Source organism: Paracoccus methylovorus (genome assembly GCF_016919705.1).
In the GTDB taxonomy this organism is placed as follows: Bacteria; Pseudomonadota; Alphaproteobacteria; order Rhodobacterales; family Rhodobacteraceae; genus Paracoccus; species Paracoccus methylovorus.
In genome coordinates, this window is the sequence record NZ_CP070371.1 from 1,039,898 (window position 1) to 1,062,451 (window position 22,554).

General features: G+C 63.7%; 18 protein-coding genes and 1 tRNA gene. 5 read left to right on the forward strand and 14 right to left on the reverse strand.

The window, feature by feature from the left end; genetic code table 11:
- Nucleotides 1-24: 24 nt before the first annotated feature.
- Entirely contained in the window at nucleotides 25-951 is a 927-nt protein-coding gene (gene fabD, locus JWJ88_RS18375; RefSeq protein WP_205295880.1) for an ACP S-malonyltransferase, read from the reverse strand.
- A 73-nt stretch (nucleotides 952-1,024) separates the two neighbouring features.
- Nucleotides 1,025-2,362 (reverse strand): ATP-binding protein, encoded by a 1,338-nt coding sequence (locus JWJ88_RS18380; RefSeq protein ID WP_205295881.1) that lies wholly within the window; start codon nucleotides 2,360-2,362, stop codon nucleotides 1,025-1,027.
- A 57-nt stretch (nucleotides 2,363-2,419) separates the two neighbouring features.
- Between JWJ88_RS18380 and JWJ88_RS18385 the strand changes: the two genes are divergently transcribed.
- Together JWJ88_RS18385 and JWJ88_RS18390 are read left to right on the forward strand one after the other, a co-directional pair.
- Nucleotides 2,420-3,286 (forward strand): MBL fold metallo-hydrolase, encoded by an 867-nt coding sequence (locus tag JWJ88_RS18385; RefSeq protein WP_205295882.1) that lies wholly within the window; start codon nucleotides 2,420-2,422, stop codon nucleotides 3,284-3,286.
- A gap of 104 nt (nucleotides 3,287-3,390) precedes the next feature.
- Nucleotides 3,391-3,465, forward strand: a tRNA-Asn gene (locus JWJ88_RS18390).
- 186 nt (nucleotides 3,466-3,651) lie between these two features.
- Here the strand turns inward: JWJ88_RS18390 and JWJ88_RS18395 are convergent.
- The 9 genes from JWJ88_RS18395 to JWJ88_RS18435 form a co-directional block, all read right to left on the reverse strand.
- Nucleotides 3,652-3,861 carry a hypothetical protein gene (locus JWJ88_RS18395; protein WP_205295883.1) on the reverse strand — a complete coding sequence of 70 codons (210 nt, stop codon included), beginning with the start codon at nucleotides 3,859-3,861 and terminating at the stop codon, nucleotides 3,652-3,654.
- Between the two features lie 200 nt (nucleotides 3,862-4,061).
- Entirely contained in the window at nucleotides 4,062-5,249 is a 1,188-nt protein-coding gene (locus JWJ88_RS18400; protein WP_205295884.1) for a D-alanyl-D-alanine carboxypeptidase family protein, read from the reverse strand.
- A 78-nt stretch (nucleotides 5,250-5,327) separates the two neighbouring features.
- Nucleotides 5,328-7,274: a D-alanyl-D-alanine carboxypeptidase family protein gene (locus tag JWJ88_RS18405; RefSeq protein ID WP_205295885.1), complete on the reverse strand. Its 1,947-nt coding sequence runs from the start codon at nucleotides 7,272-7,274 to the stop codon at nucleotides 5,328-5,330.
- A 278-nt stretch (nucleotides 7,275-7,552) separates the two neighbouring features.
- Nucleotides 7,553-10,873, reverse strand: a complete 3,321-nt coding sequence (locus JWJ88_RS18410) for a host specificity factor TipJ family phage tail protein (RefSeq protein ID WP_240200287.1) — start codon at nucleotides 10,871-10,873, stop codon at nucleotides 7,553-7,555.
- Nucleotides 10,874-10,884: 11 nt separating this feature from the next.
- Nucleotides 10,885-11,331, reverse strand: a complete 447-nt coding sequence (locus JWJ88_RS18415) for an NlpC/P60 family protein (protein ID WP_205295887.1) — start codon at nucleotides 11,329-11,331, stop codon at nucleotides 10,885-10,887.
- The gene (locus JWJ88_RS18420; protein ID WP_205295888.1) at nucleotides 11,328-11,855 is read right to left on the reverse strand and encodes a hypothetical protein; all 528 of its coding nucleotides are present in this window, start codon (nucleotides 11,853-11,855) and stop codon (nucleotides 11,328-11,330) included. Before JWJ88_RS18420 ends, JWJ88_RS18415 begins: the two co-directional genes overlap by 4 nt.
- Entirely contained in the window at nucleotides 11,852-12,196 is a 345-nt protein-coding gene (locus JWJ88_RS18425; protein WP_205295889.1) for a hypothetical protein, read from the reverse strand. The genes JWJ88_RS18420 and JWJ88_RS18425 overlap by 4 nt, the downstream gene beginning before the upstream one ends.
- 141 nt (nucleotides 12,197-12,337) lie before the next feature.
- A complete protein-coding gene (locus JWJ88_RS18430; protein WP_205295890.1) occupies nucleotides 12,338-12,586 on the reverse strand; it encodes a hypothetical protein in 249 nt (82 codons plus the stop codon).
- Nucleotides 12,587-12,912: 326 nt separating this feature from the next.
- A complete protein-coding gene (locus JWJ88_RS18435; RefSeq protein ID WP_205295891.1) occupies nucleotides 12,913-14,136 on the reverse strand; it encodes a GTP-binding protein in 1,224 nt (407 codons plus the stop codon).
- Nucleotides 14,137-14,609: 473 nt separating this feature from the next.
- On the opposite strand from JWJ88_RS18435, the gene JWJ88_RS18440 reads away from it, so the two are divergent.
- From JWJ88_RS18440 to JWJ88_RS22085, 3 genes are all read left to right on the forward strand, one after another.
- Nucleotides 14,610-16,997 (forward strand): rhamnan synthesis F family protein, encoded by a 2,388-nt coding sequence (locus tag JWJ88_RS18440; protein ID WP_205295892.1) that lies wholly within the window; start codon nucleotides 14,610-14,612, stop codon nucleotides 16,995-16,997.
- 263 nt (nucleotides 16,998-17,260) lie between these two features.
- Nucleotides 17,261-18,403 carry a DegT/DnrJ/EryC1/StrS family aminotransferase gene (locus JWJ88_RS18445; RefSeq protein WP_205295893.1) on the forward strand — a complete coding sequence of 381 codons (1,143 nt, stop codon included), beginning with the start codon at nucleotides 17,261-17,263 and terminating at the stop codon, nucleotides 18,401-18,403.
- Nucleotides 18,400-19,095 carry an LbetaH domain-containing protein gene (locus JWJ88_RS22085; protein WP_205295894.1) on the forward strand — a complete coding sequence of 232 codons (696 nt, stop codon included), beginning with the start codon at nucleotides 18,400-18,402 and terminating at the stop codon, nucleotides 19,093-19,095. The genes JWJ88_RS18445 and JWJ88_RS22085 overlap by 4 nt, the downstream gene beginning before the upstream one ends.
- On the opposite strand, the gene JWJ88_RS18455 is transcribed toward JWJ88_RS22085, so the two are convergent.
- The 3 genes from JWJ88_RS18455 to JWJ88_RS18465 form a co-directional block, all read right to left on the reverse strand.
- The gene (locus tag JWJ88_RS18455; protein ID WP_205295895.1) at nucleotides 19,070-20,635 is read right to left on the reverse strand and encodes a glycosyltransferase; all 1,566 of its coding nucleotides are present in this window, start codon (nucleotides 20,633-20,635) and stop codon (nucleotides 19,070-19,072) included. The two genes, JWJ88_RS22085 and JWJ88_RS18455, sit on opposite strands and share 26 nt — an antisense overlap.
- Nucleotides 20,636-20,857: 222 nt before the next feature.
- On the reverse strand, nucleotides 20,858-21,646 hold the full coding sequence (locus JWJ88_RS18460; RefSeq protein WP_205295896.1) for an HpcH/HpaI aldolase/citrate lyase family protein: 789 nt from the start codon (nucleotides 21,644-21,646) through the stop codon (nucleotides 20,858-20,860).
- Nucleotides 21,640-22,476, reverse strand: coding sequence for an FAS1-like dehydratase domain-containing protein (locus tag JWJ88_RS18465; protein ID WP_205295897.1), 837 nt, complete (start codon nucleotides 22,474-22,476; stop codon nucleotides 21,640-21,642). The genes JWJ88_RS18460 and JWJ88_RS18465 overlap by 7 nt, the downstream gene beginning before the upstream one ends.
- Nucleotides 22,477-22,554: the final 78 nt, after the last annotated feature.

The following is a 22,554-nucleotide window of genomic DNA, read 5'->3' on the forward strand; positions in this document are numbered from 1 at the left end:
GGGGGCAGCGCCCCCACCGCCCTCTCAGCCCCTCAGCGCCGCAATATCCGCAGGGGCACCGACATTGCGCACCACGACGTCCTTGGCAATGCGCTTGATCATGCCCGACAAGGCCTTGCCGGCGCCGATCTCCCAGAACTCATCGACACCGGCCGCCGCCAGAAACTCCACCGATTCACGCCAGCGCACAGCGCCGGTCACCTGCTCGACCAATAGCCGCCGGATCGCGCCGGGCTCGGTCACCGGCTCGGCACGGACGTTGGCGACCAGCGGCACCGCCGGCGCAGAGATCTCCACCGCCGCCAGCGCCTCGGCCATCACCGCCGCCGCCGGCTGCATAAGCGCCGAATGGAACGGGGCCGAAACCGGCAGCATCAAAGCCCGCTTGGCGCCGCGCTCCTTGGCCAGCACCGCTGCGCGCTCAACCGCCGCCTTGTGACCCGAGATCACCACTTGCGCCGGATCATTGTCATTGGCGGCCTGACAGACCTCGCCATCGGCCGCATCGCGGGCGATCTGGTCCACCGCGGCGAAATCAAGCCCCAGAATCGCCGCCATCGCGCCTTGCCCCACGGGCACCGCCTCTTGCATGGCCTGGCCGCGCAGGCTCAAAAGCCGTGCGGTGTCGGACAGGCTCAGCGCGCCTGCGGCGCAAAGCGCCGAATATTCCCCCAACGAATGACCGGCGACGAAATCCGCGTCCCCGATGCCGAAACCTTCCGCTTCCAGCGCCCGCAGGGCAGCGATGGAGGTCGCCATCAGTGCCGGCTGGGCATTCCGGGTCAGGGTCAAGGTCTCGATATCCCCGTTCCAGATCAGGTTGGACAGGCTTTCTCCCAGTGCCTCGTCCACCTCGGCAAAGACCTCGCGCGCCGCCGGATAAGCCTCGGCCAGCTCGCGCCCCATGCCGACGACCTGAGCGCCCTGCCCCGGAAATACGAATGCCCGCATCGCGGAATCCCCTTCTGTCTTATGTCTTTGTGACAGCCTTAGCTCGCGACGTTGCGTCCCGCAACCGCGCCGCTCAGCGTGGAATGACGATCTCGGCCCGCAATCCGCCCAGCCGTTCACCCTCTCCCAAGCGAAGCTGGCCGCCATGAGCGCGGGCGATGTCGGCGGCGATGGACAGGCCCAGACCCACGCCTTGCCCGCGGTTCTGGTTGCGCGCGGGGTCCAGTCGGGTAAAGGGCTTCAGCGCCTCTTCACGCTTGGCAGCCGGGATACCCGGACCGTCATCCTCGACCGAGATGCGGAAATAGCTGGGGCCCAATGCCGCCTCGACCTCGGCGCGGTCGCCATAGCGCACGGCGTTGCCGATCAGGTTCTCGACGGCGCGGCGCATGCTGTCACTGCGAAAAGTCGCCCGCCCTGTCTCGTCCCCCGCCACCGAGTGCAACATGACCCTCTGCCCGCCGCGTTGCGCATCCGCGACGATACCGCGCACGAAATCCAGCGCCGGCACCAGTTGGGGGGGCGCATCCTGCGCCGCATCGCGGGCATGATCCAGAAAGGCATCGACCATCGTGCCCATCGCCGCCACATCGCTTTCCAGTGCTGCGATCTCCTCGCGCTCGGGCGGATAATCGGGGCTGAGCATCGACAGCCCCAGCCGCAGCCGGGTCAGGGGTGTCCTCAGGTCGTGACTGACGCCCGAAAGCATCTGCTTGCGCTGTTCGTTCTGACGCTCGATGCGGGCGCGCATCTCAAGAAAGGCGGTGCCGGCGCTGCGGATCTCGATCGCGCCGCCGGGGCGATAGGGAATGATCCGGCCCTTGCCATATTCCTCGGCCGCGCGCGCCAGCCGCCTGATCGGGCGCAACTGGTTGCGCAAAAAGATCGTCGCAATCGCCGTCATCAGCAGCGAGGTGCCGATCATTAGAACCAAAAGCTGGTGCGGGTTCGAGGCACTGACGCGAAGGCGCGGAAAATCCAGCCGATAATCGCCCCACCGCCCCTGCAGCGTCACCCGTACCTCGCGTCGCTGGCTCAGGTCGACGGCGCGGACGGCCGGCACACGGTCGTGCAATTCGGAAATCACAAGGCGCCCCGACAGATCGAAAGGGGCACGCCAGTCGGCACCCGGATCGGCGGGCAGGGTCAGTTCCAATCCCAGTGGCCCGGCGACCTCGCGCGCCGATGCGCGCGCCGTCTCAATATCGGGGGCCGCCTCGATCCGCGCTGCGACCAGCGCAACCTCGCGCGCCATGCCCGAGGTCATCTGCCGCGTCACATCCTCGAAATGGCGTTGCAGGAACATGATGGTGACCACGACGGTCACCACCACGACCGGCAGGAACAGGATCAGCGCCGCCCGTCCGTAAAGCCCGCGCGGCATAACCCGTTTCAACCAGTCGAAATTCATGCCTCTTGCCCCATCCGGCCCTTGGAAACCGGGCCTCATGACGACTAGGTTAGCCTCATGACAAGCGCCAAGAAAGCCCTGCGGATCATCACCGCCGACAATCCCTCGCCCTTTACCGGGCCGGGCACCAATACTTTCCTGCTGGGACACGAACAGGTCGCGGTAATCGACCCCGGCCCCGACCTTGCCGCGCATCGCCACGCGATTCTGGCCGCTGCGGGTCCCGGCCGCATCAGCCATATTTTCGTGACGCATGCGCATCTGGATCATTCCGGCGGCGCCCTCGCGCTTTCGCTCGCGACAGGCGCCCCGGTTCTGGGCTTCGGACCGGCGGAATCGGGCCGCTCTGCGGTAATGGAGCGGCTGGCGCAGGAAGGCGCAATCGACGGTGGCGAGGGGCTGGACCGCGACTTTCTTCCCGATATTTCACTGGGCGACGGCGCGGTGGTCGAAACAGACGAGTGGCGGTTGAGTGCGTTGCATACGCCGGGCCATTTCGCCGGCCACCTGGCCTTTCTCCAGGACGAGACGATCTTTTGCGGCGATGTGGTGATGGGTTGGGCGTCGACCCTTATTTCACCGCCCGACGGCGATCTGGCGGATTATTTCCGCTCACTGGCGCGGCTTGATTCAGCCGGAGCGCAGGTGCTGCTGCCTGCGCATGGCGAAGCGGTGCGCGATCCCGCGGCGCGGCTGGCAGAACTGGCTGCGCATCGGCGCGAGCGCACGGTGCAGATCCTTGCCGCGCTTCGCGACGGCCCCGCCACCGCCGAGGCGCTTGCGCGGCGAATCTACCAGATCCCCGCGGCAATGATTCCTGCCGCCAAGCGCAATGTGCTGGCGCATCTGATCGCGCTCTCCGAGCTTGGCGCGGTCTCGACCCCCGCTCCGATCGTCTCGGATTCGGTCTTTTCCGCCCATTGAGCGCGCCTGCGCACCTGAGCTGCGAGGATTTTCAAAATGGGTGAAAAAAAAGCGATAACCCCTCTGGACGACCCTGAACAGCGAGGCTATACACCGCCCCGTGTTCCGGCGTAGCTCAGCGGTAGAGCAGTTGACTGTTAATCAATTGGTCGTAGGTTCGATCCCTACCGCCGGAGCCAAAAATCCTTAGATTTCAGCTACTTAACGCACAACCGTTGGTTGTGCGTCCGACCGTTGTAGCGTGCCACGCAAATTGGCAGAGTTTGCCACGCAAAATGTCAGCACGACGTTTTCGTTAAACACCCCTTAAACACTCCGTTCAAAGCCGGCTGATGCCGACCGCCGTGGCGGCTCTCGCTGGAGGATCAGCCGGCAATGCGGGCTTCAGTCTGAAGGGTGTGGCAGGCCTCGATCACAGCCAGGGCGCGGCGGGCGGATCCAAGCGCGTATTCCGTTCCTCCATGGGCAATGTTGCCGTGCCCGGCAGCAGCCTCGGCGGCTTCCTGAAGGCTGGCTGCCGCCTCATTCAAAAGCTCCGCAGCGCGGGTCAACGAGGCTTGGAAGATCTGGTCCATGTCGGTCTCCTGGTTGGTGTCAGACAGATGGAGCAGGTGCGCAGGTAGTGAAGTCCTGTGGCACGCGATCCGGGAAAAAATTGCCGCTGGCTATGACGGCCTCTTTTCATGACGCCTGTGGCGGCGGACTAGCTTTGGCAGGATGATGCACTAGCTTTGGCAAGAAAATTTTTCGAGCCATCGCCTCAGATGTCCCTTGATCAGAGCGACCGGTGCTCGAGACGAGGCGACGGCACAAGCACCGGCCAGTCATGACCCTTAACTACGGCATCGATTATGGTCCGGAGATCGCTATATCGCGCGGTGGCGCTCTCGGCGCGGGAGACAGCCACAACCATCGTGTTTCCCGTCGGCACGGTCACCAGCAGAGCGGCGTTGTAGCATTTGCGTCCAAGTGTGCCAGACTTCCCGCCAAGAACATCAGCATTGGAAACCATGGGCACGGTATGCCGAATGGTAATGTGGCGAGCCTTTTTGCCCTGCACTTCGACGACGTAACGGCGTCGGCGCCATGCTTTCATGATCTCCGGCTGCGCTGCCGCTGCAATCATGAGCGCCGAGATATCCTTCATTGTCGTGACCTGGCCAGCTGCGCCAAGCCCGGACGGATTCTTGAACCGCGAGTCGCTCATCCCCAAATCTTCCGCCACGCGATTCATCTCTTTCACAAACCGATCAACTGGTGAGCCGCCACCTTCGAGCAGACCACCGAAGACTCTCGCTATGAGCATGGAAGCATTATTGCTCGACGGCATCAGCATGTACTTCAGTGCGTCACCGAAGGATAGAATGTCGCCATCCACGATGCGGCTTCCAGAACCACCGACCTCATCTTCAGCTTCGATTTTCAAAAGCTCACTCGTGCTGACCCCAGCAGAAGCAGCTACGCGCAAGGCAACTATCGCGGTAAGAACCTTGGTCAGCGAAGCCGGCGCGACCGGTGCCAGCGGGCGCCGTTTGAACAGAACCGTGTTGGGAAATCCGGGCATCGCACCCAAATGCACGCAAATGGCTGCGTATGCTCCAATCTCGGGTGGCGTGTAGGGCGTTGGCAACAGCATATCGCTGGTCACAGCTCGAACGATATCGGCACCATAAAACGTGACGTGCGCATCAGCTGGTCTGGAGACGACCTGCATGGAGACCTTGGCCGTCAAGGCGGAACCCGGTGCCCCGAATATGGCCGTTCGAAAGCTCGGGACCGAACCAATGCAATCTGCGCCGATTTGCTGCGCCTCGATCAGCCTGGTTCCAGCCTGATCGGAATACCAGTTCACCATCAATCTGACTGTGCTGGCATTCGAGCCGGAGATCGCACCACCCCATGCCGATGCTGCATAGGATCGCCCGCAGAGAACCTCGAATGGCTGCCCGAAAACCTCTTTCATCGTCAATTACCTCGCAGACCCGATCATGCCTTAACTCAGTGGTGTAAATTTGCGCAATACTTCAATCGATTGCGTGCGCTACTGTCGCAGTTGCGGGATCAGGACGGGCCAATCGACGCCGTCGGCGGCGGCGGTAAATACCGCATCCGCATCGGCGTAGCGTATGGAATCGGACGAGGCTCCGAAGCCGACATAATAGTACCGGCTGCCTCCGGGCGCGATCACCTGGCACAGCATGCAGTTCTGCGCCCCCGTAGTGGTGCCGGTTTTGCCCCAAGTCACGCGCGGGTCACCGTATTCGATAAAATCAACCGAATGCCCGATGGAGGTGATCCGCGCATTTGGGCCGCCGATTTCCAGATCCCACGTTGGCTGCGACCAGATGCGCTGGAATTCAGGGTGTTCCTGATCGGCGATCTCGCAGAGCAATGCCAGATCCTCGGCGGTCGTCCAGACACCGCCCCCCGGCCCATCCAGACCAGAAGCGTTGCCCCATGTGCTGGCGATCATCCCAACCCGTGCACTCTCGGCGTTCATCGCTGCGATGAAGCGGCTGTAGGCATCGCCCGTTGCAGCCTCGTGGTCGAGGATCATTTGCCCGATGGTGCGCGCCCATACAGTCGTGGTCACATTGCTGGACGGCAACCCCATATTCGCCATCGCTCCATCGACATCCAGCGTATCGCCCGCCGTCAGGTTGTTACCCGATCCGCTTGTGGCGTCGCCCGGCTGGCATTCGAAAACCGTGTCCATTGCATCAAGCTGCTTGAGCCAGCGCAACCCGGTGTAGGCTGTCACAAGCTTGGTCATCGAGCCGGGCCGCAGGACCTCGATGCCCGCTTTCGCCCAGATCACTGCGCCGACCGTGCCCGCTACCGGTTTGGACCGGATCATGGCGGCGACAGAGGAGATCTCCGGCTCAACCCAAGAGGACCCGTCATTTGCTGCTGCACTCGTAAAGCTTTCCCGCAGCCAGGCGCGGATCAGATCGAGCTCACCATCGGCGGCCGCCCGATGCAGGCACAGAACCCGCCCCATGGTCTGACCCGCGCCAACGGCCGACGGATGGCGCAGCAGGGTCGTTGTCGTCTGTGCGATTGTGGTCGGGCGGCTAAAGGTGTCGATCAGCACGCCGTTGCGCCAGAACTGGCTTTGCTTTTCGCCGGATCGCAGGATCAGCACGAAGTCAGCCCACTGTCCGATTGGGTGTGGCGCGGCAGCGATCATGCCGCCAGATCCCGCACCATCGACAACGCCGGCGATGAAGACCTGCATCCAGCCGTCAGCCACGACAGGGACAGCCCCATTGAAACGCACATTGGCGGATATCTGCGTCCGCCCCGTAACCCCTACCAGGTGCTGCCAGATCATGGCCTTGTAGCCGGATGTATCCGTCCGTTGGCTCCAGGCCAGAACACAATCGGCCGTTTCAGGGATTAGCGGAACTGGCCTGTTCAGCTGATCGGTGCTGTCGATCGAGCGCAGGGTGAGCCTGCCGCTGGAAAGTGCGGCCTTTGGAGCCGTGCCGCTGACGACAAGGCCTGTCCCGCCGAGCATGTCGGTCACGGCCGAGGGAACACTGGAAACTGACGCAATGCCAAGGGCCTGCCTGTCAGTGAAGTCGTAGATGGCGCCGCCAGAACCGTCGAGGAACAGGGCCGCCGGGTCACCGGCCGCGCGTTGCAGGGCGCTGTCGGCGCGCATGCCCTGCGCGGCGGTCGCGACAGCATCCGAGGCGAGAATTTCCGCCCAGCCCTCCCACTCGCCAGTGGAAGTTCGGTAGCGCCGGAACTCCCGCGAAGGTGTTCCAGAGGCGGTTTGCTGCGTGCGGCCAACCTGCCACGCCCTGCCGCCGCTGCCCTCAATATGCGTCAGGGCGATTTGCAGGTTGGCTACCGGGGTGCCGGTGGCATTATAACCACGATAGGATCCGCTCTCCGTGATTACGTCGAAGTTGCCGATCCCAAGGGCTTCGCGATCCATCTTCGCGGCAAGCTGCGCGGTGGTCAGGGCGGTCTGCGGCAAGGCTGCAAATCGGGACCAGCTTCCACTGCCGGCAGCGCCTGTCTTGCGATACTGCCCGCGCCACGCCTCATTCGGATCACCCCAGACAGTGCCTCTGCTGCCCTCTGGCCAGTCGAGATCGGCATAGAGTTCGGCCCGGGTCTCATAATTCGGCCCGGGTGCCTCAGCCGCCACCCAGGCGGCGAACATCGCCGCCGGAATGCGGCGTGTATTGCCCTGCCAGTTGACGATCACATCGTCGATCAGAGGAGCAACAGGGAGATTTGCGGTCGCAGTCATCAGATCACCTCAAGGATGAAGGGACCTGCCACCGGGCCGGGCAATCCATCGGAGGTCTGCGGTTCGAGCCACAGGTAATGGGTGCCCTGCGCAAGACAGGCCGGGGTTTCGAGAAAGACAGAGATGGCTTCGAGGCTGCCGTCGAAGGATGCGCCGGCGGCGAGCGTGAAGGCGTTGTTGCCGGGGACGGCCTGCAGGCGGGTACTGCGAGGACCATTTCCGGCAACGCTGGGGCCGGAAACCTCCGTGCTGCCAGTCAGGCGCGGTGTCACGCCGCCAGCGGTGCGGCCAGACACAGTATAACCGATGCGATACCAGCGTCCGGCCTGCATGCTGATGGGCTGGGACAGATCGCCCGATTCGCCGGGTGCATGCGTGGCGATGCCACCCGAGACCGACCAGCCCGACCCGGCGGTTTCGACCCAGGCATTGTTCTTGATGAGATTTTGCCGCGTGGTGTCGCCGACGGTGATGGAATGGGACTGCGACGGCGAAACCGCGACCGGCTTGCCGGACTTATCGGTCTCGCGGTCCAGTGTCGCGGACATTGACCGATAGAGCTGCACCTGCGCGGTGCCGGCATCCGGGCCGGTGGCAAAAAGGATCAGCCCGCCGCCGAGCAGTGCGGTGACACTGACGCTGTCGGCATCGAGCGCATCGGGAGGGTTGAACTCCGCGCCCACCGTATAGGTAACGGTCGGGCCGTATGGTCCCGGCACATCGGCCGGTGAGACGGCGCGGGCGCGCATCTCGATCACCTGCCCCTGGATATATCCGGCAATCGTGCCGCCGCCGTTGGCGGCCGGGACGGAAAGCACGGTCCAGCTGGCCGCGCCCTGCAGGCGATGTTCAACCTGATACCGGGAAGTGCGGATGGCGCCGGAACCCGGCTCGAGCAGGTACTCAACGCGCCAGACGGTCAGGTTGATGCGCGATGTGGCGATCTGCGTCCAGCGCGGGGCTGAAGGCTCGATCAGGTCGGCTTCTATCACGGTCCCGACGCGGCTGGACCAGTCCGGGACCCTGGTGGCATCGGTGAGCGTGTCGATCTCGGGCGCGGCATCGACACAGCGCAGGATCGTGCACATGTCCTCGGTCGCCTCGGTCTGGGTGACGATGACGCGGGCGCTCTCCTGGCCGGCGATGCCGAAAAGGATCAGGTCGCCGGCCTCCGGCATCGGCCCGTCGCCGGAAAGTGTCAGGATATTCGTGGTGCCAGCTTCGGTGACGACATTCCTGACATCCGACGAGCCGATGGTGTCGGCTGCCGAAAAGCGGCGGAAGCGGACGCCGTAGGACTTGCCCGCAACCATGGTGACATCGTCATCGAGCAGCACCCGTGGGCCTGTCACGTCCTTGACCCGCGCCGCCTTCTGCACCGTCGAGAGCACGTCATGGCTGATGACGATGGTGTCGCCGCGCGTGGCGACCCGGGCGGCGCCGTCCTGGGTGACCTCGTAGACGTCCGGGCGCAGCATGGCCTCGTACATGCGCCGGGTGGCCTCGCGGAAGATGATGTCGGGGTTGGTGATGCCCGGCAGGTCCAGCATCTCGGTCAGGTCGATAGAGCCCTCATGCCCCGGCCATGGGATGACGCGCTGGTTTTCCTTGAAATCGTCGGTCTCGTCCTGGAAACGGACGATGAAGCCGTGCGGGCGTTCGGCATAGACGCGGCGGCAGGAGAAGTTCCAGCTGTTGCGCGGGCTGACATGGTCGACGATCAGCTCCGAGGGCCGGTCGATGACCACGCCCCATTTCAGGCCGTCATGGCGCGGGGTGGCACGGCCAGCGGCGGCGATTTCGGTCAGCACGTCGCGCAGGCTGGTGCCGGTCTGGTCGAGGACGCGGTTGTAGGCCAGCCCCTTCAGCCGGCAGAAATCGTGCCAGTCCTGAAGCTGCTGCAGGTCGATCCCGCCGTTCGGCACCGCCTTGGGGTTCGAGGGGTGCTGCAGCACCAGCCGATAGAGCGAGGCCGGGTTTGATGTGGCGCGCGTCACCCATGTCCCGGTCTCATGGTTCCAGTCCGGGCAGACCCGGCTGGCCAGCGCAGTAAAGTTGTCGAGCGCCCCGGACAGCTGATGCGTGGCCTTGACGCGCACCGAGACCAGCGTCAGCGGCCGGTCATAGGCGATGGGATATTCGGGACGGATGGTCTGCAGCGCCGCCCAGGCGGTGCGTTGCTGGACCTTGCTGTCCTCGGTCTCGTCGGTGAGCATGGTCAGCCGGATGTCCCAGCGTCCGCGCGCCGGCAGCGCCCATGTGTGCTGGCGGTAGAACGCCTCCTGCCGTTTGGCCGAGATATTGAGGGTGGTGACCGTCTGCCAGTCCCCGCTGCCGGCGCGGCACTGCTCGACGCGGATCCGCACCGTGACCGTATGCCGGTTGCCGTCATCGGTGAACTGGATCAGCCCGGCCGGAAAGGCGAGGATGATCGAGGCGCTTTTGGCATCGCTGCCGGTGGTGCGGGTGATCGGGGTTTCCCGGGCCGGCTGACCGTTGATTACCTCACCCCGGTCATCACGCGGCAGCGGCCGCACCAGATCGACGCCCACCGTCTCCTCGACGATCTGCTGCGGATAGAGGCTGCAGGGCAGATCATCGGCCAGTCCCCGGCGGATCTCGGTCTGCACTTCGTCGAATTCCGACAGCGGCGTGTCGCCGATGCGGAAATCGCTCAGGTTGAGCCGGCCCTCGCCGAACAGGAAGATGCAGCGGAGATACTGCCAGTCGCCGACGATCTCGGTGTAGGGTCGGGCCGCGAAGGGCGGCGCATAGCGCAGCGAGCCCAGCACGAAGGGCACCGCCCCGTCGGGATCGAGCCGGTTGCGCCAGCCGCTGATCGAATAGGTGTTGCGGACCTTCTCGGTGTCGGGCTTCACCGGTGGCACCAGGGCGTTGATCAGCAGGTTGCCGATCAGGTTGACACCCATACCGATCACGCCCATTGCCGCGCCGATGGCAGCGGTACTGGCGCCCCAGCCCAAGGCACCGGCAAGGGCCGGGGCAAAATAATAGGCGAGAGCGACAGCGGCGATGGCAACAACAACGGAAAGCACAGCCCGCAACGCACCCTTACCGGGCACCAGCCGGATCACCACCCGCGCACCCGGTTTCGGGCGCACCGCATGCCAGAGTGCGGGCGCGATGATGCTGGAACCAGCCGGGCTGACCAGTGCAACCCGGATGCGCTTCAGATCCTCCGCCGTCGCCCCCGGCAGCGCCTGACGCACGATCTGCGCCACCGTCAGCCCCTCGGACAGCACGATCTCGACGCGGCCGGCGCCGGGGTCGAACTGCGAGGCAGCAAGAACGGGTATCATACCCTTTTGCGTCATCGCCGGACCTCCGAGACGATCTGAACCGGGTGTTCAACCGCCCGTGAAACGTGCCTGTAATGGCCCTCGAAACGGTGCATCCACGGGCCGGCGGCGTAGCTTTCCACCTTGGCGCAATCGTCCTCGCGCATGTGGATCATCAGCCCGTGGCGGATGGTGATGCCGACATGGGTGTTGAGCCGCCCGCGCCGGAACAGCGCGATGTCAAACGCCACGGCCGGCCCGGCAACCGGGACCCAGAGCGGCGAAACCCGGTCGCGGTCGATCAGCGCCGCGACCTCGCCCAATTCCTCGGGCGAGGCGTAATCGCCAAGGTAGTCCAGCAGCGAGATGCCCAGTTCCTCGCGATAGATGATGCAGGCCAGCCCCCAGCAGTCGCAGCCCTCGCGCGACCTCCCGAAATCCTCGTAGGGGGTGCCGACGTAACGATCCGACCAGCTCATAGGTGCAGCCCCGGAAACCGGTGCCGCGTCAGGCGGCCGGACGGGAACGGCTCCAGCTCGATCTCGTCGCGCGACAGCGACAGGACGATTTCGCCGGCGGTGATCTCGGCCGAGACGATCTGCAGGCCGGTGGCTTCCATCTCGACCTTGTTCGGGGACGAGGCCAGAACCACGGCCATTGAGACCGTGGCCGGATCGGTGAAGGAGCGCACCAGCTCGACCATCCCGGCGTCGAGGTTTTCCAGCACCAGCGTGGCCTGTGCCGGCGCGTCCTCGGCTTCACCCGGCAGCACCACCGAGGCCACGACCCAGAGCCACGGATCCTCTGCATAGCGCGCGCCCTTCCAGGTCGAGAGCGTGCCGTAGATCTCGGGGTCCACGGAGATCCTGACGGCGTTATCGGTGGAAAGCCGGATCGGTGCCTCCAGCTCGGGATGCTCGATCAGGATCAGCGCCACCTCGATCTCGCCGGAATATTCTTCCTCATGCGCAAGGCGGGCATTCATCGACAAACGGCGGCTCATGGCAGCACCCAGATTTGAAAGGATTTCAGAAATTTGACCTGATCGACGACGGTCTCGGTCGGCAGCTGATCGCCCCAGGCGCAGAGCCAGCGCTCGCTGAGCAGCAGCGGCTCTTTGGTCTGGGCATTGACCAGCAGACCGACGCCGGCGGCATTGGTCAGCGCATCGAGCAGATCCAGCTCCATGACCTTGGCCACGCTGAAGGCGACGGCATGTTCCTCGGGTTCGACGTCCTCAAAACTGAAGGCCGGGCGCAGGCCCTTGTTGCGCAGGAACCGGCTCGCCTCTGGCGGCGGGCCGGGGTTGAAACTGTAGCCGGGACGGTCACGCGGATCGCTCACCGCACACCCCCCGGAAATCCGGCGCAGGGGCGGGACAGGCCGGCCAAGGGTGCCCATGGCTGCAAATGGCCGTGACCCCGTTTAAAAATGCCGGAAAACCGTTTAAACGGCGAAGCTTGCCCGACATGCCCGGTGGCAGGTTCAGCCATCGCGCTGATCGCCCAAGACGCGGCCCTTGAACATGCCCTTCACCAGCGTCTGGACCGCCAGACCGGTGGGCATATGCGCCAGCGCCTCGGGCAGGCGCTGCAGCACATCCTCATAGCTGGAAGCGCCATCCATGACGGTGGCGATCGCCGCCTGCAATTCGTCACCGAGTTCCTGCCAGTCCTCCAGCATGTCGCGCGGCAACCGGGAAGGCCGAACCCCAGATCCGGCAGCTGTCAGCATGGAAGGCGAATTCGTCCAGCAGCAAATGCCGCCAAAGCGCGCGCCGCATCGGGAACGGTCACACCCGGCACGGCGGCAGGCAGCGGAATCGGCCCGTCGGAGGGGCCGGTATAGCGACCGCTGCTAATGGCCGCCCGTGGCCGCACGCACCTTCGCGAGGTGTTCAAGTGCATCCGGACCGCGAATCTCAGCCAGCATTTCAGATAGGAACGCCGCGCGCTTGCCCTCGGGCATATCGCCCAAGGCTGAGCGGGCGATTTCACGGAAGTCATAAGCGGGTTTTCATGAAGAGTTCCTCCGGTGAAATATCTGCTGATAGGGATGGCTCAGGCCACCCGACGTTGCCCCCATTGCGGGAAGGGATCGGGCAACTTCGCCCAGGCCTGCGGCGTGAAATCCAATACTTCGACCAAGGCGGCATCCAGCCGTGCGGTCAACGCCGCCTTGTCCATGCCCGCCCCGATAAAGACCAGTTCCTGCCGGCGGTCGCCCCAGGGCTCTTCCCAGTTCATGTCGACTTCGGCGAGGCTGTCGGGATGGGTCGGCCAGCGCTCGCGCGGGACCGACGCCCACCAGCCGCCCAGGGGCGTGACGCTGGACATTGCCCCGGCAAGCGAGAACTCCACCGCCCAGTTCGGGCGGCTCGCGATCCAGAAATGCCCCTTGGCGCGGATCACGCCCGGCAGGTCGCCGTTCAGCAGATCGTGGATCTTCCTCGGGTGGAACGGGCGCCGCGCGCGATAGACGAAAGAGGAAATGCCGTATTCCTCGGTCTCGGGCACATGGTCCTCGAAGCCGTAAAGCTCCTTGGCCCACATCGGATGCAGATGCGCCTTGTCGAAATCGAAGAGGCCGGTGTCGAAGATCGCCTCCGCCTCCACCCGGCTGAAATCGGTCTCGATCAGCTTCGCATCCGGGTTCAGGGCGCGGACGATCTTGCGCGCCTGATCCAGCCGCACCGGACCGGCTTCGGTCGCCTTGTTCAGCACAATGACATCGGCGAATTCCATCTGGTCGGTCAGCAGGTTCACCAGCGTGCGCTCATCCTGCTCGCCAAGGCTCTCGCCACGGTCGGCGATGAAGTCATGGCTGGAGAAATCACGGGTCAGGTTCACCGCATCGACCACGGTCACCATCGTATCCAGCCGCGACACATCCGAGAGGCTTTCGCCGTTGGAGTCGCGGAAATCGAAGGTGGCGGCCACCGGCAGCGGCTCGGCGATGCCAGTCGACTCGATCAGCAGATAGTCGAAGCGACCCTCTTCCGCGAGCCGTCGGACCTCGGTCAGCAGGTCGTCGCGCAGCGTGCAGCAGACGCAGCCGTTGGTCATTTCGACCAGCTTCTCCTCGGAACGCGACAGTTCGGCCCCGTCCCGCACCAGATCGGCGTCGATGTTCACCTCGGACATGTCGTTGACGATGACCGCCACCCGGCGGCCTTCGCGGTTGTTCAGGATATGGTTCAGAAGCGTCGTCTTGCCCGCTCCGAGAAACCCCGAGAGGACGGTGACGGGCAGGCGCTTGTCGCGCGGTTGCTGACTGGCTGGCATGGCATCCTCGAAAATGTAATGTTATTACATCTCCTAATTAGCGAGAATCATGAACAGCCGCAATGCCGAAGTTTTCCCAGGTCTTTCCGCCGCCTAGATCGAGGGGGGCGATAATCTGGCACCGAAGCTCAACACTCCTGGTCTGATGGGGATAAGGCCTGTCACCTTGCCCACATTGACGATTATGCTGAAGAGATTGCCGCCCGCACTGCGACAGGTGGTACGTGCCGCCTTCGTCTCATCCTCAGAGCGTCCAAGTCGGCATTGGGCATTCTGGCCATGGGTAATCTTTTCCTGCAGGGGCCCAGCGAAATGGCACCGCTTGCAATACGCTAGAACTAAAAGTTATTGCGGCGCACCACCCGCCAGAGACCGAAGCGTTAAGAGAGCCTTGTGTTGGACAGCCCTGTGCTGGATATGGTCGGATCAAGTGTTGGTAACAAGTCTGTCAAGTTAGAGAAACGTGATCGAGCATGGTCTCCGAGAATGATGTGTGGCGGCGCTATGCGTCCATGATTCCGGGGGTGCTTGCTGCACGACCCACCTTCCGGCCTGAGCACGGGAACGGCGAGGTCGTCGCGCAACCCGACTATTACACTGAACTGGCGCGCAGCGTTTCTGGTCTGGACCAGCTTCTGGATAGCCTACGGCTTTTTGACGGGCCAGACCTTGCGGACCCGGAACTTGCTGGCATCTCTACTCATCTGCTGTGCGAACTGATGGCCTTGGGCGATCCCGTAGACCGGTTGGTGTCGAACTTCTCGGCTGCCTACTATCTGGAGCAGCACAGCGACATTGCGCGGGCGCAGATGAACCCGCTCGACCACTATCTGCGGTGGGGATACCTTGAAGGGTGGCGGCAAACCCTGTCCCCCCTTCGCCGCCGGCTGGCCCTTGGCGGCGGGCGTAAGCCGAATGTGGCGTCGGCGGTGGCCATACTGGCCGCAGATCCCGATGATGCCGACACATCCGAAGTGCTGGTTGCGCTCGCCGGGGCGCTGGACCGGGACGGGTTCAACGTGATCCTGTTGACCGAACGCAGCGGGGGTACGCGACCACAGTTGAATCGCCTGCTGACCGCGACCCTGCCCCCCGAAGGGGCGAGTTGGATCCTTCGCTACCTTCTGAACCTCGAACTGGCGGCCATCGTCTGTCTCGACACGGACACGGGGGAGTTTGCCGGTGTCCTGCGCCATGCGGATGTGGCGGTGCTAGATGTCCAGTCCGGCTTTCCGGATACGCGGCCGCTGTCCGAGCGGCATTTTGCGCAGGTGCCGCTGTTTGCCTGCTGCCATTTCGCCAGTGCCGATATCGCGGCCGCTTGGGAAAACCTATTCCGGGATCACGGCGTGGAACCCGGCGCCAGCAAGGTCTTTGAATACTTCGCCCTGCCACGCTGGTCCGAGACCCGCGAGGGCACGGGAGACTTGCAGGCAATGCTGGAGCGGCAGTTCGGGTCGGGGCAGCGCACACGCGCACTGGTTCTCTCCAGCGGCCGCACCGACACCGATGCGGGGTTTGGCCTGTTCCGTGCTTTGGCCGCCATTGCCGCGGGCAGGAAACTCCCGGTTGATTTCCTGTGGCTTGCCGATCATGGCGGTGCGTCAATTCCGCCCCTTACCTGGCCGGGCGTCTCCGGGCTCGCCGTCTGGCACCGGACCGCCTCGCTGCCGGGGCTCATCGAGGTTGCCGATTGTTATGTTGATCTCGGCCCTGCGGAACGCCCATCAAAGGAAGCGATTCTAGCCGTTGGCATGGGAGCCACCGCCATCTGCTTTGAGGGCAGCCGGACTCTGTCGGCGCGGGACGCGCATCCCCGCCTGGCCGGACAGTTCATCGCAGTCCCGGACGGTGATCTGAATCAGGTTCTGGCCGCAATCCCACGTCGGGCCGAGAGGGGGCGACGCGTGCGATCCCTCGGGGCCAGCGGTCTCGAAGGGTTCTGCGAAACCATCATGGACAGCGTGACTGCAGCAATCAAAATGCAGCAAGCCCGTGACCTCGATACGCCGGGAAGGCTGCTGCAAGGCCCGCGACAGGCGGGGACTCCGACGGCCTGGTTGAGCATGGGCGAGCTGAAGTCGCGGATCCGGACGTCAGCCCATCCTGCGCACACCGGGATCGAGATCCACGAAGCCCTCGCCAATGTCGACCTGACCAGCGCACCCTTCAGCATCCATTACCACGTCCACGACCCGGGGAACGACATCTGCGAGGACTTCCAAAGCCTAAGCACGGCCTTTCGTTTGGCCCGTGAGACAGTCTTCACTGTCACCAGCCGCACAGGCGCCGAGCTCTTGGCGGCCTTGGCGGAAAAAAGCGAGGGTGTCTTTCGTATCGAGCAGGTTCCCAATCTGGGCCGGGATATCCTGCCGTTCCTGCAGGTCCCGCGCGACGCCTTTCTGGCCGAGCCAGACATGTGGTGGTGCCATGTTCATCAGAAAAAATCACGCCACCTGATCAATGGCGACGATTGGCGCCAACGCCTGTTTCGGTCGCTGCTGGGTGGGGGAGCCGAAGGCACAGCGGGAGTCCGACTGGACAGGGCCGATCTGGGGCTCGTTGCGCCTGTCGACCGGTTCGGACGCCGTTGGAGACGTTCGCACCGGTTGCGGGACCGGATCGCCAGCCCACTAAACCAGCCGCTGCCCGATGAGCCGCTCATGTTCCCGGTGGGCAATATGTTCTTCTGCCGGGCTCGCCTCGCCACCGCGATGCTGGACCTGTTCGGCGCGCATTATCCCTGGCCCGAGGAGCCCATCCCCATCGACGGGACCGAGTATCATCTGATCGAACGGCTTTGGCCGCTGGTTGCACAGCGTTCGGGGCTGCGGTCGGGGTTCTTTGGAAATCTGTCCTGAGCACGGACGAAACGGGATCGCCCGTCCGGGTCTTGCCCCCCGGGGAGTTGCCCGTATCCTTGCCGCTTACAATCGTTTTGGGATTGATCTGGCCAATCCCGTCGTGCCCCGTTCAAAGCTTGCGGCATGGGATTAGAGGGTGTTAAACGGCATCGTCCGCATCGCAAGGGGCACATATCATTTCCATTACCACCGTCGACCAGACCCTTTATCCGGACAGCAAAGGCGATACTCCTGCAGTCTGGACCGGCGTGCAGTGTCCGATGCCGGCACCCCAAAAACCTGAGCGGCGCGTGATCACCCACGGCGCGCCGATGCTGCCGGACCCGATCCGGCTGGCCACCCTGATGCAAGAGGCGATCGCCGTAAGCTGGTTCTCGAATGGCGGTCAGTTGCACCAGCGTCTGGAAAGGGCCCTTGGCGACATGGCCGGAGACGGGGCCCTGGCGCTGGTTTCGTCGGGCACAATGGCGTTGATGCTGGCTTTGCGGCTAGGGGACCTGCCCGAGGGATCCGAGGTCATCACATCTCCGCTTAGCTTTGCCGCCACTGTGCAGGCCATCGCCTGGTGCGGTTTTCGACCGGTTTTCGCCGATGTCGAGCCCGCGACACTGACCCTTTGTCCGCGCGCTGTCGAAGCGGCCATCACGCCACGGACCGCTGCCATTCTGCCGGTGCATTTTCTGGGCGTGCCTTGCGATGTCGCCGGACTGGCGGATGTGGCGCGGCGACACGGGCTGTGGCTGGCCTATGATGCCGCGCATGCTTTCGGGGTAACGCTGGGCAATCAGCCCATTGCGGCATTCGGGGATGCGAGCGCCTTTTCTCTGCATGCGACCAAGGTGCTTCACACTGGCGAGGGGGGCTTTGTCGCGACCGGGGGCGACAAGGTTTTGGCCAAGCTGCGGCGGCTGAAGAACTTTGGGCTTGAGGGCGGGCGCATGACCGGGCTTGGCATCAACGGCAAGCTTTCCGAGGCGCAGGCGGCTATGGGGCTGGCACTGTTGCCGGACCTGCCTGCCGAGATCGCGGCCCGCCATGCCCTGCGCACACGCTATGACGCGGCGCTGGCTGGGCTTCCCGGAATTCGTCCGGGCCCGGGGCGGAAAGGGGCCAGCCCCGCGCTGACGACTTACGCCCTGCGAATGGCCCCGGGCTTGCGCGCCCGTCTGCACTTGGCACTGGCCGAAGAACGCGTGCTGGCGCGGGATCATTTTCCGCTGCTCTGCGGGTCGGGCTCCCCTTGGGCTGATGTGCCGATTGTGACCGCCGATGGTGCGCCGATCGCGCCGCGGGTCGGACCAGAGGTGCTGTGCCTGCCTTTCCATGGCCGAGTCGCAGACGAGGATGCCGACAGGATCTGCATGATCATCCGGCGTGTTGCATACGAGGAGGGACAGGCATGAAATCCACAACCGAATTTAATAAGATAACCGTTTTTGGCGCACGGGGCCACAGCCTGATGATCCTGCGCGGACTGCAGGAATATTGGCGGGGTCGGGTCAAGGTCCGCGCCCTGATCGACGATGTCGATAATGGCCATACCCATCCCGGCTTGGGAATCCCGGTGATTTCATCTGATCAACGGTTAAGCGACTATCCCGATCTGCCGGTTCTGGTGACGCCGGGCAGCGGCAGTCTGCGCGCCCAGGTCATTGCCCGGCTGGCTGGCGAAGGCGCAACACTCGCAACCGCAATCTGCCCCGATCAGGTACATGTCGATCCCGAAGTGACTTACGGATTTGGCAGCATTGTCACAGCCCATACCCGTCTCGGGCCAGCGGTTCGGATCGGCGATGGGGCTCAGGTTCTTGCCACCATGATCGCGCATGATGTCGAAATTGGTGCGTTCAGCAATCTGAATGTACATTCCAGCGTTCTGGGCCATGTAATCATTGGGCGCGAGGTGAATATCGCCCCCTATGCGGTGATAGGCAATGGCACGCGCGAACGTCCGCTGAGGATCGGTGACGGAGCGGTGATCGGTGTCGGCGCGGTCGTCGTTCGCGACGTGCCCGAAGGGGCGCGCATGGTTGGTAATCCGGCAATGAGCGTCGAACGTTGGAAAGCGCTCAACCGTCTGATTGACGGGACATGAAACGCTCCACCAAGGCATCGACATAGGGCGCGAAGGCGGTTTCGGCTTTGATATGGTGCCGTAGCGCGCGCCGACCTGCATTGCTCGCCGATGTTGCCATGCGTAGTGCCGCCGAGACAAAAGCCTCGATATCCCCGGACGCCACAAAATCACCGAACCCTTCGGTCATGCCAATGATACCGATATCCGCCACGTAACCGACAAATGGCGTGCCGACAGCCGCAGCATGGATTGCGGTCGTCGGGCCCGGATCCTGACGCGAGGTCAGCAGATAGACATCCGCCGCCCGATACCAGGCCAGGGAGTCCGCCACGAAACCCGGTAAGGTCAGGTCCAGCCCCTTGGCCAAAGCTTGATCCGCCAACTCGCGCGCCCACCCATCCAGCGCGCCCAACCAGATGAAACGCGCATCTGCATGAGCTTCGCGCAGCCGCGCGGCAGCTTCCAAAAACAGATCGAACCCTTTGCGCCGGTCTGCATGACCTGCGCCGATGAACACCGGCCCGTCTTGTTGCCGTCGCCACTTCTGCGTGCGACGGAAATCCCGCAACGACGTTTCTGGTAGGGTGACGCCAGGGCGCAGCACCTCCAGCGCACCAAAGCCATCTGCGAGTGCCGCGGCCATACGCGGCATGGAGGGGATCAGCCGCGCTCCGTTGGACTGTGCGGCCTTGAGATGAGGCACGAACCCTTGTTCGTGTATGTATTCCGCCATTTCATGGATCAGGACGAGGCAGGGATGCCCCGCGCCGGCAGCAACCGCCGCCATATCCGCTGCGGCGGCAGTGTTCACGATGACCGGGGTTTTTGCGGCAAGCCCTTCGGCCAACCCCTGCCGGTCCCAGCCTTCCGCGATCATCAGGGTGGGGCCCAGCCTGCGAAACCTGTCGATCAGCGGCCCGCCCCGGCCCAAGACGAAAACTGGCTGCCAGCCCTGCTCCACGAAAGCCGCTGCAAGGTCGAGGGTCAGGATCGGGACTCCGGCCTGTTGTGCATCATGAACGCAAAACAAGACCGGCTGCGACAGACCTTTGGTTGCTGCCGCCATCGCAGTTCGAGACTGCTGCCTGTCACGAGGGTTAGGGGTGGGCAGGTATCCAAGACTTTGGCCGGTGGTTACAAAATGCCGGAACGGATGGCGCTGTTCCAGTGCGAGATAGCATCGCTGGTAGAAACCGGCGTCGAACCCGGCCGAGGGGCTGCGTAACTCTGCATCCCCATGGCTAACGAAATGCAGCGCGGCCCGTGACCCAAGTTCGACCAGATCGGGATACCGGGCCAGGTAGAAGTCTGGGTCGATCAGAGGATGAGGCTGGCGGGACTCGCCCCTATGCATTCGGGCCATAAAGTCGCCGACTGCAGTGGTCGCACCCTGTGCGCGCCAATCGGGATACCGGCCCTTGTAGAACTGGGTCGAGAAATAGGGGCTCGGGTCCAGCCCCATGGCGTCACCCACCGCGACGAAATGCGCGGAGGTCGCATCATCCTTCAGGTCATAAACGGTCCGGTAGAAATCTGCATCGAACAGGCTGTCGTTCATTGGATTTTCCTGCCAGCAACGCTGCCCCGAATATCTTTTCTGGCGACGGGCAGTGCAATCCAGATTATGTAGAGACCCCAAACCCGCATGCGCTTGGCATGCACAATGCTGGACGGAGACGTTCCTGAGAAAGCGGAAACGGTGTCGGCCACCTCCGGGTAAGTTGGCCGACCGGCCGCACTCACATCTCGGCATCGTTCAGCAAACAAACGATCAGTGCCGCTATTCCACCTGCGCCAGAATGGCCCGGGCCCGGATGCGTACAGGTTCGTCTACCATTGCCCCGTCCACCAAAACCGCACCCTCGCCCGAGGCAATTACGCGCCGCGCCCAGTCGACTTCACCCTCGCCAAGGGCAAAGGCGCGTTTCACCTCGGCGACCTGCTTGGGATGGATGCAGAGTTTTCCGGTCATACCCAGCGCGCGGGCATGCGCCGCGTCGTCATGGCTGATGATCAAGTCGTCGAGCTGCACTGTCACCCCGTCCATCGGCGCAGGGATCCCGGCAAGGCGCGAGGCCAGCACAAGTTCCGATCTTGCGGGCAACAATACCTCGCGCAGATGCGCACAGGCCAGATCGGCGCAGAAATCGACCGAACCAAAGGCAAGCCGCACTACTCCGGGCGCTGTTGCAATACGCCGGGCATTCGCCAGACCGCGTGCGGTTTCAACCAGCGCAATGACCGGCAGGCGCAGCGCATCCGCCACCTGCGCCACGGTCTCCGGTTCCTCAGCCTTGGGCAGAATCACTGCCGCCGGGCGCAGCGTCATGGCAGCCGCGACATCGGCATCGTGCCACGGTGTGCCATAGGCGTTGATGCGGATAATTACCGGAAGCTGGGTGAAATCGGTGGCAAGCATAGTGCGGGCCTGATCCTTCGCATCCGCCGAAACGGCATCCTCAAGGTCAAGGATCAAGGCATCGGTGCCCGAAGCTGCAGCCTTGGCAAACCGTTCGGGCCGGTTTGCGGGAACGAACAGCGGTGCGCGAATAGCGGCGAGCTTCACCACGAAGCCCGTGCCTCCATCGCGACGGGGCCATCGATATAGGAGGTCCAGAGGCTGAGCCCGTCACCATCCTCGGCGGCGTTCAGCGTAAAGTCCGCGGTGTCGAAAAGCGGCGAAAGGCTGCGGAAATCAAACTTCGCCGGGCGTTTGCCACGGATCTTTTCGGCGAACTGCAAAAGCAGCGTGGCCTGCATCGGGCCATGGACGATCAGGCCGGGATAGCCTTCGTCTTCGCGGGCATAGGGGGCGTCGTAATGAATGCGGTGCCCATTGAAGGTCAGCGCGGAATAGCGAAACAGCAGCGCCGCAGAGGGCACGACGGTCACCCGATGCGCACCATGCAAAGCGGGTTCAGGCGCCTTTTTCGTCCCACCACCGGGCGTATCTATGTCGCGATAGACAATATCCTGACGTTCGCTCAGCACGTGGCGTCCGCCGCTTTCTATCCGGTGATCGACGGTTACGAAACACAATGTGCCGCTGCGACCTTCCTTGATCGCCACGTCGCGGATCGTCGAGTGGCGTAGCACCGTCTCGCCCAAGCGGATATCGTCGTGGAAAGTCATGGCGCCGCCGGCCCACATTCGTCTGGGCAACGGCACGGGCGGCAGGAAACCGCCGCGTGCCGGATGGCCGTCCGGGCCAAGCTCGGAGGTAGGTGCCGCCGGGGGGGCAATGCACAGATGGATCATCGCCGGAGCGGCAGCGCCTTCATGCAAGTCACCCCGACGGTCAAAGGTGGCGTTGAAGCGTTCGACAAGCGCCGGGGTCACGATCTCGGCCTTGCTGTCCTGCCTCCCGATCCACTGGCGAAGATGGTCGATATCGATCATGCGGTACCTTTTCTTTGATCAGCGCCGCGCCATAGACCCACGGCCATGGGATAGGGCAGCATGCATTTTTGAAAATAG